Here is a 10091-nt window from a genome sequence, read left to right on the forward strand (position 1 = left end):
TCCTCCGTGGAGGGCTGGGAGATGCGGCTGAGGTCGCTGTTGTCTGCGATGTCGGCCAGCTTGACCCGCCGGGCGATGGCGTTGGCCTTGGCGCGTTCGATGAAAGCCTCATAGGCCTCGCCCTCCACCTTGGTGAGCGCGCGAAGGGCTTTGATGACCGCAGCGCTGAAGCCGGCGGCCCGCAGGGCCTCGAAGGTCCAGGCGCTGTCCTCGACCCCGTCGTGCAGCATCGCGACGATCCGTTCCTCGGACCCGGAGAGCGACAACATCACCCGCAGCGGGTGGAGGATGTAGGGCGCCCGGAGAGCGACAACATCACCCGCAGCGGGTGGAGGATGTAGGGCGCCCCGCCCTTGTCGACCTGGCCCGCGTGGGCCTCGGCCGCGATGGCGATGGCGCGTTCCAGCCCGGCCTCAGTCTCAGCAGTCATTCGGGGTCTCCTTCCGTGGGATTCTTACTTCAGTTCGCTGAGCCGCGCGCCGGTGGAACGGCCGGCCGACCGCTGCGGGTGCGAGTGCGGCTACCCGGGCCCATCGTTCGTGGCTTTAATTTACATTCGTAAGTTTCTGCCCAAGCTTCGCCATGTGAAGGCCACGATGTCGGCGCGAGGTGGCGGCGAGGGACCAAGACCGGGAGTGAACCGATGCCGATGCATCGCCTGCGCGTCGTGGCCATGGCCGGGCTGACGGCCCTCGCCGGGCAACCCTCCATCGCCCAGCCAGGCCGCTACGGCGACGGTGCGCCCTCGGCCGCCGCCTGCGAGGCCCTGGGCTTCCGGCCGGACCCCCGGCAGCGCGACTATGGCGTCGCCGGCAGAGCCCAGCGCGCGCCGCAGGCCGGTGTGCGACACGCGCCGCCGGTCCCGCCGTCGCCTGTGCCCCCGGTCGAGCGTCGCATCGAGGAACCGCGCTCGCCGCCGCCGCCCGCCCTCGCGCAAGGCCGCGTCTCCGAAATGGTGGTCACCACCGGCAAGCGCGTTCCCTCGCCCGGCGGCCCTTATGGGTACGCGCCCCCGCCGCGGGCACAGGACACCGAGCGCTATCCCAGCGCCCAGGCCAACCCGATCCGCCGCACCGCGGAGGAGCCGGTCTCGACCTTCTCCACCGACGTGGACACCGCCGCCTACACGAATGTCCGCCGCTTCCTGCACGACGGCGTGCGGCCCCCGACCGACGCGGTGCGGGTCGAGGAACTGGTGAACTATTTCGACTACGGCTACGCGCGCCCCGCCGATCGGGCTACGCCCTTCCGGGCCTACGTGGCGCTGGCGCCGTCTCCGTGGTCGCAACAGCGGCAGATCCTCCACATCGGGCTGCAGGGCTACGACATCGCGCGCGCCGAACAGCCCCCGCTGAACCTGGTGTTCCTGATCGATACATCCGGCTCGATGATGCCTTCCGACCGGCTGCCGCTGGCCAAGCGATCGCTGAACCTGCTGATCGACCAGCTGCGGCCGCAGGATCGCGTCTCGATGGTGGCCTATGCGGGCTCCGCTGGCGCTGTGCTCGGCCCAACCGAAGGGCGGCAGAAGTTGAAGATGCGCTGCGCGCTGGAGGCCCTTGGCGCCGGCGGGTCCACCGCGGGCGGCCAGGGCCTGGCGCTGGCCTACGCCCTGGCGCGGGAAAACTTCGACCCCCGCGCCGTGAACCGGGTGATCCTGCTCACCGACGGCGACTTCAACGTCGGCGTGTCCGATCCTTCGAAGTTGAAGGACTTTGTCTCAGACAAGCGCAAGAGTGGCGTCTACCTATCGGTCTACGGCTTCGGGCGCGGCAACTACAACGACACGATGATGCAGGCCCTGGCGCAGAACGGGAACGGGACCGCGGCCTACATCGATGGCCTGCAGGAAGCCCGCAAGCTGTTCCGCGAGGACTTCTCCAAGTCGCTGTTCCCGATCGCCAACGACGTGAAGGTGCAGGTCGAGTTCAATCCGGCGCAGGTCTCCGAGTACCGGCTGATCGGCTACGAGACCCGCATGCTGGAGCGGGAGGATTTCAACAACGACCAGGTCGACGCCGGCGAGGTCGGAGCTGGCGCGTCAGTCACCGCGCTTTATGAGATCACGCCCGCAGGCGCTGCCGGGTCGGCCGATCCGCTGCGCTATGGCAGAGCGGCGCCGGTCCCCGGTCCAGGCGGCGAGTTGGCCTATCTGAAGATCCGTTACAAGCTGCCCGGCGAGGTCCGGTCGCGAGTGATCGAGCGTCCGATCACCCGCGCCGACGCGGTCCCCACCCTGGCCGCGGCGCCGGAGCCCACGCGCTGGGCCGTGGCGGTGGCGGGCTTCGGCCAGAAGCTGCGGCATGATCCGCGCGTCGCCGACGGCTTCGGCTGGAACGACATCGTCCACCTCGCCCAGACCGGCCGCGGCGCGGACCCGTTCGGCGAGCGGGCGGAGTTTGTGCAGCTGGTCCGCGCGGCGGCCGACGCGCGGGGAGTGAATGAGGACTGAGCGGCGCCTCAGTCCATCAGGCGCTGGTGCAGGTAGGTGTATTCGAGCGCCGCGCGCAGGGCCCGCTCGTTGAGGTTCGCCGCCGCGGCGTGACCGCCGTCGATGTTCTCGTAGTAGAGATAGTCGTAGCCATATTCCTTCAGGCGCGCGGCGGCCTTCCGGGCGTGAGCCGGGTGCACGCGGTCGTCCTTGGTCGACGTCTCGATGAACACCCGCGGGTAGGGCTGGCCGGGCTTCAGGTTCTGGTACGGCGAGTAGCTCATCAGCATCGCCCGCTCTTCGGGCACCTTCGGGTCGCCGTACTCGCCGATCCAGGAGGCTCCGGCCCCGATGTGGTCGTAGCCGATCATGTCGAACAGCGGCACCTGGATGACGATGGCGTTGTAGAGTTCCGGCCGCTTGGTCATGGCCACGCCCATCAGCAGGCCGCCGTTCGAGCCGCCCATGATACCCAGCTTCTTGGGGCTGGAGATGTTGCGCGCGATCAGGTCCTCGGAGACCGCGAAGAAGTCGTCATAGACCCGCATGCGGTTGAGCTTCAGGCCGGCGTTGTGCCAACGGGGCCCGAACTCGCCGCCGCCGCGGATGTTGGCCACCGCGAACACGCCGCCCTTCTCGAGCCACAGCTTGCCGACGAAACCCGAGTACGCCGGCGACTGGCTGACCAGGAACCCCCCATAGGCGTTCAGGAGGGTCGGATTGGTCCCGTCCAGCTTGATGTCCTTCCGGTGGACCACGAAGTACGGGACCTTCGTGCCGTCCTTGGACGTGGCCCAGAACTGCTGCACGGCGAAGCGTGAGGCATCGAAGCGGTCCGGCAAGGCCCGCAACGTCAAAGGCGCGCCGCCGGCGGCATCGGCTAGCCACTGGCTGGACGGCGTCAGGAAGCTCGCCGAATAGACGATCAGGCTGTTGTCGCTGTCCGAGGCCGAGGCGATCGAGAGCGTTGAGTCCTTCGGCAGGTCCAGCGTGGTGGCCGCCCAGGCGCCGCCCTTCCGTTCATAGCTGACGATCCGCCCCTTGACGTTGTCCAGCATCGACACGACCAGGCGGTCGCGGGTTGTCGCCACCTGTTCGACCGATTGGCTGAGGGTCGGGCGCACCACCAGCGCGGGCGCGAGCGCCGCCGGGTTGGCCTTCACGGCGGCCAGGTCGAAGTCGACCAGGTCGCCTTCCTTGGCCTTGGCGGCCCAGTCCTCCTCGAGGCTCACCAACAGGCGACCGGCGAGATAACCCTGGATCGACGATTTCTTCGGCAGGTCGAGACGCTTCGTGCCGGTCTCGGTCAGCAGGTGGTACTCGGCGTTGAAGGTGTCCAGCGGCCGCTGGATGATCACCGCGGCCACCGCCCCGTTCGGCTCGCGCAACACGATCGAGCCCACGCCGTAGCCGCCGTCGTCCTTAGCGCCACGGAAGACCTCGCGGGCCTCGGCCAGCATCTGGCCGCGCTTCAGGATCTTCGCGATGAAGGGGTAGCCCGACGTGGTTACATCGGCCTTCGTCCAGTCCGTGACGACCAGCAGGGTGTCCTTGTCGATCCAGTCAAAGCGGTGCTTGCCCTGCGGCAGCTTGAAGCCACCGTCTACGAACTGCCCGGTCTCGGCGTCGAACTCGCGAACCTCGACGGCGTCCTTGCCGCCGTCCGAGAGGCTGACCAAGCAATAGCGTTCAACCGGGCGCAGGCAGTCGGCGCCCTTCCAGACCCAGTTGGCCTTCTCGGCCTTGGACAGCGCATCCAGGTCGATCAGCGTCTTCCACTGCGGCGCGCCGGAGCGATAGCCGGCGAGGCTGGCCGTACGCCAGATCCCGCGCACGTGGTCTGCGTCCTGCCAGTGGTCGCGCACGGCGCCGCCCTCCCCCGCGAACTCGATCGCAGGGATACGGTCCTTGGCGGTGGCGATCTCCAGGGCGTCCGCGTAGAGGCTGGGATAGCGGGGGTCGTTCTGCAGTTGTGGCAGGGACCGTGCGTTCTCGGCGCGTGCGAACGCCAGCGCCCGCGCCCCTTCGATCTCCTCCATGTAGACGTAGGGATCCTCGGATGGCGCTGCGGCCATCAGGAAGATTCCGGCGACCAGTGTCGCGGCGGCGGACAGACGCATGCTGGGGCTTTCGATGACATGGTGTCGCGAGGCTAGCCCGCCGCCACCTTGGCGTCACGCGCCGTCCGAAGCGTTGCGTCAGCCGAAGTGCGACAGCAGGACGACCGTCATCGGCACGGCGGCGATGCACAGGGCCGACAAACCGAGTAGGGCGCGGCGCAGGCGCCGGCGGCCGCGGAACTGGGTCTCGTAGACGGTGGCGTAGTCGAGGCTGGTCATGGCGTGGCTCCCTTGTCGATGGAGCGACGCTAGGCGGGGGGTACGTCAGTTCCGGACGTGTGTTTGGCGGGCCAGCTCAATTTCCGAGACCAGCATGTCCTGCAGCGCCGGCGGCGCCATCACGCGGACCTTGTCGCCCCAGGTAAACAGGTGCCAGGCCAGTTCGCGCATGCCGCTGGCGCGGAAGCGGACGACCACCGACCCATCTGGCTCCTCCTCGACCGCCTGGTTGGCATGGAAGCGCCAGCGCAGGGCGTCCTCGCGGCCTTGAGGCGTCACCCGCAGAACCACGTCCTCGGTGTCATCCTGATAGATGCCGAAGCTCTCGTCGGCATAAGCCTGCAGGGAGAAGTCTTCCAGCCGGGCACCCCAGTCGCCGGTGACCTTGATGTCGTGGATCCGGTCGAGCCGCCAGTTGCGCGGGCCGGAGTCGACGCCCTCCTCCGCGGCCACCAGGTAGTTCGAACGGCCGAACAGGATGCCGTACGGGATCACCTCCCGCACGCGGCCGGGCGTCGACCCGCCTTCATAGCGGAAGCGCAGGGTGGAGAGTGACTTCAGTCCTTCGCGTACCGCAGAGAGCACGGCGTCCTCCTCGAACGGCCTCGGCCCTGCCTGAACGGCGATGGCTTCGGCCTGCAACAGGGCCTCGAGATCAGGCGCCAGGCGGCGGCGAGCGGCCGCGCGCGTGGCGGCGAGGACCTTATGCTCCAGTGACCTCAGCGCCGCAGCGCGCGCTCCGGAGCCCATGTTGGAGAAGGTCTCGGCCGCCGCCGCGAGGGCCGTCATCTCCTCCGGCGTAGGCGCCTGGAACAGGTGGTCGAGGCCGGAAGGGATGCGGAAGCGCTTGGTCGGCGGATCGTCCACCTCCTCCATCTGAGGGAAGACCGCGGCCACCATGTCCCGCATCCGCTCGGCGGTGCGACGGCCGACGCCGAAGCGTTGGCCAATCTCGGTGAGCGTCAACCCCTCGGCCGTTCCCGCGAGAATCCGCGCGAGCTCCAGGAGCCGCGCCGCCTTTTCCTGACGCATTCTTTCCTGCCTACGTCCGTTTCTGTCGTACCCCGTGAATAGAAGGGAAACATCGCACCGACGCAACGGAGAATTCCGATGGCTTCCTTTTCTCAGTTTCAGCCCCGCCGCACCCGCAAGTTTCAGCCCCGTCCGTTCAAGGCGCCCCTCCCGGTCGCGCCGATGCCGACTCTGCCGCCGGCGGCGGTCGTTGACGCGGTGCTGCGCTTCCACGACGTGGCGCTGGATCAAGGGGGCGAGCGCACATTACTCCGCCTCTCGGAGCGGCGCCTGCACGAGCCCGAGGTCGAGGCGGCGCTGGGCGCCCATGCCGACCGCGCAGGCCGCGTCGCCATCCTTTGGAACGAGCGCGAAAGCCAGATCGTCCGCGTGTTCGAGACCCAGCTGGCGGCCTAGGGCGGCAACCAGGAGTTCACCCGGCGGGCGGAGGCGTCCCCTCGGGGCGATAGCTCGGCTGGTCGATGGCGATCTGGTTGCGGGCCATCACCTGCAGCGCGGCCAGGACGCCGGGGGTTTCAACCGTCAGCGCGCCGGAGCGGATTCGGGCGCAGAACTCGGTGTTGAGCTCGGCGAAGGCGCCTTCATGGCCCAGCACCGAACTCATGCCGTCGACGGCTGCGGCTTCGGCGGCCGGGCCCTGGGTGAGCTCGCGGTAGATGGTGGCCATGGCGTTGGCCGCGACGCGCGCGAGGAAGGCGTTGCGCGGGTCCAGGGTGGGCCGGATCTCATCGATCCAGAGTCGGACCGATTCGGCCAACTCCTCGGTGCGCGGATGGGTGATCACAGGCCTTCCTCCAGTAGCACCACCAGGTCGGCCTCGGTCTCGGAGACCCGGCGGCCGATCATCGGGCGCTCCACCGACTTCGTCACGCCGTCGCGCCAGGACAGGTACATGCCCAGGCACATCACGCCCCAGCGCAGCGACCCCAGCATCTGCCAGAATCGCACTCGGGAAACTTCGATCGGACGCCCGCCGGCCGCAGCGTAGCCGGCCAGCAGGTCCGCATAGTCGCCGAAGCCGCCGACCGGACGGTCGGGGCGGCCGAAGCGCCAGGAGTTGGTGCAGATCCATCCCATGTCCTCGGCGGGATCGCCGACGTGGGCCAGTTCCCAGTCGAGCACGGAGGCCACGCCGATCTGCGGGTCGAACATGATGTTGCCGTTTCGGAAGTCCCCGTGCAGCAGCGTGGGCTCGACCGGCGGTGGGACGTGCTTCCTCAGATACTGGAACGCCAGCTCCAGGATCGGCCGCTCGGCCCCGGTGGCGCGATAGATCTCCTCGTAGCGCTCGATCTCGATCTGGCCGTCGGTCACCTTGAGGTTCAGGCCGGGTGGCGGGGGCGTGGCGTGGATCGGGACGAGCACCTCGCCGCACTGCCGGGCCAGATCGGGGCGAACGGCGTCGAATCGCGGGTCGCTGGTGATCTTGCGCCCCAGGGTCTCGCCGGCGACACGGACCATCACATAGGCCTCACCCAGCCCGTCCGCTTCTTCGCAGACGTGACGCACATGAGGAACACGCGCGCCCTTGGCGCCGGTCGCCTGGATCAGCGCAGCTTCGGTCTGCAGGCTGATCGCGCGGCCGTTCTCCGGGTCGAAGGGCACGCTGCGCCGGCGCAGGATCAGGCTCTCCGGCCCGTCCTTCCCCTCGAACCCAAAGGCCCAGGTCTCCATACTCGCCCCGCCGGACAGGCGCTGGGCTTCGGTCAGCCGCGCACCGGCGCCTCCAAGGCGTTCGGCGAGACGTTCAAGGCCGGCGCGGACATCCACTGTCATGACCGTAGGTAAGCTCCGGGATGGTCTAATCTGGCCCCGATCTGGCGGCCTGCGGGACGGCTTGTAAACGCCTCCCGCGACGTCACCCGCCCAAGAACTCGCCCGGGAGAAAGTACATGGACTTCGACATACCCAAAGACATCCAGGACTACCTGGACGAACTCGACGCCTTCATCGAGGCGAAGATCAAGCCGCTGCAGGCGAAGGACGACAACGAGCGGTTCTTCGACCACCGCCGCGAGCACGCTCGCACCGACTGGGACAACCACGGCCTGCCGCGGCCGGAGTGGGAAGCGCTGCTCGGCGAGGCCCGCAGGCTGGCCGATGAAGCCGGCCACCTGCGCTACGCCTGGCCGGCGGAGATGGGCGGCAAGGGCGGTAGCCAGCTCGCCATGGCTATCATCCGCGAGCACCTGGCCGCCAAGGGCCTGGGCTTGTTCAACGACCTGCAGACCGAGCACTCGATCGTTGGCAACAACCCCTTCGTCCTGATGTTCAAGGAGTTCGCGACCAACGAGCAGTACGCCCGCTACGCCGATGACCTGCTCAACGGCCGCATGCGCACCGCCTTCGGCCTGACCGAGCCTGACCACGGCTCCGACGCCACGTGGATGGAAACCACCGGGGTCCGCCAGGACAAGGACGGCAAGCCCGGCTGGCTCATCAACGGGTCCAAGATGTGGACCAGCGGTATGCACCACGCGAACTACATCATGACGTTCGCGCGGACGAGCGGGAAGGCCGGGGACGCCACCGGCATCACCTGCTTCATCGTGCCGGCCGACGACCCGGGCGTGAAGATCGAAGAGTACATGTGGACCTTCAACATGCCGACGGACCACCCGCGGGTGAGCCTGACCAACATCTGGATCCCGGAGGACAGCTACTGGGGCCAGATCGGGCATGGGCTGGGCATCGGCCAGAGCTTCGTGCACCAGAACCGCATCCGCCAGGCGGCCTCGTCGCTGGGCGCGGCGCAGTTCTGCGTCAACGAGAGCGTGAAGTACGCCCGCAAGCGCAAGCCGTTCGGCAAGCCGCTGGCGGAGAACCAGGCGATCCAGTGGCCGCTGATCGAGCTGCAGACCCAGTGCGAGATGCTGCGGCTGCTGATCCGCAAGACGGCCTGGCAGATGGACCGCATGGAGCACAAGGAGATCGAGAAGACGATCTCGGACAAGGTCTCGATGTGCAACTACTGGGGCAACCGGCTGGTCTGCCAGGCGGCCGACCGGGCGATGCAGACGCACGGCGGCATGGGCTATTCGCGCCACACGCCGTTCGAGCACATCTACCGCCACCACCGCCGCTACCGGATCACCGAAGGTTCGGAAGAGATTCAGATGCGCAAGGTGGGCGCCTACCTGTTCGGGTACCTCGGACCCAAGCGGGGCGACCCCGAGTTCAAGGCGTTCAACGAGAGCGACAAGAAGTCCAAGGACGAATACGTCCAGCCGATCCCCGCGAACAACAGCCGCTGAGCCGCGGCGCCTAGACCCCGTACAGCCTGTCGAAAACCACCGGCAGGCTGTCGGGAAGGCCCAGGAGCGGGCCTGAAGAAAGCAGCAGGACGACCTCGCCCCCGGCGAGGCGTCCGAGCCGCTGGGTGGCCGCCTCCGCGGTCTCTACCCCTTCTACGGGCACGCCCGTCGCGGCGACCCGGGCCAGAATCTCATCGAAGCCCGACTGGTTGTGGCTGCCCTCGCCGTGGCGCGGCGGCGGGACGACCAGGACGTTGGCCACGCCTTCGAAGACCGTGTCGTACCAGGGCAGCGCCTCGCGGTTGCGCCACGAAAAGGTATGCGGCTCGAACACAACCGTCAGCGGCCGGGTCGGGTAGTGCAGCAGCATGGCCTCGATGGCCGAGCGGGCCTTCTCGTAGGAGGAGCCGAAGCCTTCCACCAGCGGCACGGCGGAGCGCCTGGTGAGGCGGTCGAGGCGCCGGCGGATGCCGGCGAAGCTGCCGACGGCGCGCACAAGCGCCTCCTCGCCAACCAAGCCGCGCTCCAGGAGGTAGGCGCTGACGCCGACGATGTTCTCGATGTTGTGCTCGCCCAGGAGCGTGGTGGCGAGGTCGATGCGGCGACCGCCCGGCCCGACGAGGGTGAAGCGGGAGGTCTCGGCGTAGCTGACGTCTTCCGAGTACCAGCCGTCGCAGGGCGAGGTGTCGTACCAGACGATGCGGCTGGCGGCCTCGGCCTGGATGGCGCGGATCGGCGCGCTGTCGCGCGCGACCAGCAGGCCATCGGCGGGCAGCAGACGCAGGAGCTCGCGGAACGGCGCCTCGTAGTCGGCGAAGGTCGGGAAGACGTTGACGTGGTCGTGGACCAGCGAGGTCAGCAACACATCCCTGGGGTGGTAGAGCACGAACTTCGAACGGCGGTCGGCGGGACCGACGATGTACTCATCGCCCTCGAGAATCACTTCCGGGGCGCTGCCCCAGTGGCCGGTGTCCGGCAGCGAAGGCGAGATCGCGCCGATCATCCAGCCGGCGTCACGGCCGGCTTCGCGCAGCA

At 68.4% G+C, this 10091-nt stretch carries 10 protein-coding genes and 1 pseudogene; 3 read left to right on the forward strand and 8 right to left on the reverse strand.

Annotated elements, in window-relative coordinates:
* Both QZV94_RS19335 and QZV94_RS19340 read right to left on the reverse strand, forming a co-directional pair.
* Positions 1-269: pseudogene (locus tag QZV94_RS19335) on the reverse strand (hypothetical protein); the annotation flags it as partial.
* A complete protein-coding gene (locus QZV94_RS19340; protein WP_293680575.1) occupies positions 269-430 on the reverse strand; it encodes a hypothetical protein in 162 nt (53 codons plus the stop codon). The gene QZV94_RS19340 and the pseudogene QZV94_RS19335, both read right to left, overlap by 1 nt.
* Before the next feature lie 213 nt (positions 431-643).
* Here QZV94_RS19340 and QZV94_RS19345 point away from each other — a divergent pair, with 213 nt between their 5' ends.
* Positions 644-2452 (forward strand): VWA domain-containing protein, encoded by a 1809-nt coding sequence (locus QZV94_RS19345; protein WP_293680578.1) that lies wholly within the window; start codon positions 644-646, stop codon positions 2450-2452.
* A gap of 8 nt (positions 2453-2460) precedes the next feature.
* Here QZV94_RS19345 and QZV94_RS19350 read toward each other — a convergent pair whose 3' ends face one another.
* From QZV94_RS19350 to QZV94_RS19360, 3 genes are all read right to left on the reverse strand, one after another.
* Positions 2461-4551 carry a prolyl oligopeptidase family serine peptidase gene (locus QZV94_RS19350; RefSeq protein ID WP_293680581.1) on the reverse strand — a complete coding sequence of 697 codons (2091 nt, stop codon included), beginning with the start codon at positions 4549-4551 and terminating at the stop codon, positions 2461-2463.
* 78 nt (positions 4552-4629) lie between these two features.
* Entirely contained in the window at positions 4630-4770 is a 141-nt protein-coding gene (locus tag QZV94_RS19355) for a hypothetical protein (protein ID WP_293680584.1), read from the reverse strand.
* Between the two features lie 45 nt (positions 4771-4815).
* The gene (locus tag QZV94_RS19360; RefSeq protein WP_293680587.1) at positions 4816-5802 is read right to left on the reverse strand and encodes a YafY family protein; all 987 of its coding nucleotides are present in this window, start codon (positions 5800-5802) and stop codon (positions 4816-4818) included.
* Between the two features lie 78 nt (positions 5803-5880).
* Between QZV94_RS19360 and QZV94_RS19365 the strand changes: the two genes are divergently transcribed.
* On the forward strand, positions 5881-6198 hold the full coding sequence (locus QZV94_RS19365; protein WP_293680590.1) for a hypothetical protein: 318 nt from the start codon (positions 5881-5883) through the stop codon (positions 6196-6198).
* Positions 6199-6214: 16 nt separating this feature from the next.
* Here the strand turns inward: QZV94_RS19365 and QZV94_RS19370 are convergent, their stop codons facing one another.
* Both QZV94_RS19370 and QZV94_RS19375 read right to left on the reverse strand, forming a co-directional pair.
* Positions 6215-6586 (reverse strand): DUF6285 domain-containing protein, encoded by a 372-nt coding sequence (locus tag QZV94_RS19370; RefSeq protein ID WP_293680593.1) that lies wholly within the window; start codon positions 6584-6586, stop codon positions 6215-6217.
* A complete protein-coding gene (locus QZV94_RS19375) occupies positions 6583-7578 on the reverse strand; it encodes a phosphotransferase family protein (protein WP_293680596.1) in 996 nt (331 codons plus the stop codon). The genes QZV94_RS19370 and QZV94_RS19375 overlap by 4 nt, the downstream gene beginning before the upstream one ends.
* A gap of 116 nt (positions 7579-7694) precedes the next feature.
* On the opposite strand from QZV94_RS19375, the gene QZV94_RS19380 reads away from it, so the two are divergent.
* The gene (locus QZV94_RS19380; RefSeq protein ID WP_293680599.1) at positions 7695-9056 is read left to right on the forward strand and encodes an acyl-CoA dehydrogenase; all 1362 of its coding nucleotides are present in this window, start codon (positions 7695-7697) and stop codon (positions 9054-9056) included.
* 10 nt (positions 9057-9066) lie between these two features.
* Here QZV94_RS19380 and QZV94_RS19385 read toward each other — a convergent pair.
* A partial coding sequence (locus tag QZV94_RS19385; RefSeq protein ID WP_293680602.1) for a Mur ligase family protein occupies positions 9067-10091 on the reverse strand: 1025 nt, incomplete at its 5' end.

The organism is uncultured Phenylobacterium sp., from assembly GCF_902826855.1.
Taxonomy (GTDB): domain Bacteria; phylum Pseudomonadota; class Alphaproteobacteria; order Caulobacterales; family Caulobacteraceae; genus Phenylobacterium.

Coding starts and splice junctions, on each gene's coding strand:
- QZV94_RS19340 (WP_293680575.1), bottom strand. CDS start 430: ATGACTGCTGAGACTGAGGCCGGGCTGGAACGCGCCATCGCCATCGCG.
- QZV94_RS19345 (WP_293680578.1), top strand. CDS start 644: ATGCCGATGCATCGCCTGCGCGTCGTGGCCATGGCCGGGCTGACGGCC.
- QZV94_RS19350 (WP_293680581.1), bottom strand. CDS start 4,551: ATGCGTCTGTCCGCCGCCGCGACACTGGTCGCCGGAATCTTCCTGATG.
- QZV94_RS19355 (WP_293680584.1), bottom strand. CDS start 4,770: ATGACCAGCCTCGACTACGCCACCGTCTACGAGACCCAGTTCCGCGGC.
- QZV94_RS19360 (WP_293680587.1), bottom strand. CDS start 5,802: ATGCGTCAGGAAAAGGCGGCGCGGCTCCTGGAGCTCGCGCGGATTCTC.
- QZV94_RS19365 (WP_293680590.1), top strand. CDS start 5,881: ATGGCTTCCTTTTCTCAGTTTCAGCCCCGCCGCACCCGCAAGTTTCAG.
- QZV94_RS19375 (WP_293680596.1), bottom strand. CDS start 7,578: ATGACAGTGGATGTCCGCGCCGGCCTTGAACGTCTCGCCGAACGCCTT.
- QZV94_RS19380 (WP_293680599.1), top strand. CDS start 7,695: ATGGACTTCGACATACCCAAAGACATCCAGGACTACCTGGACGAACTC.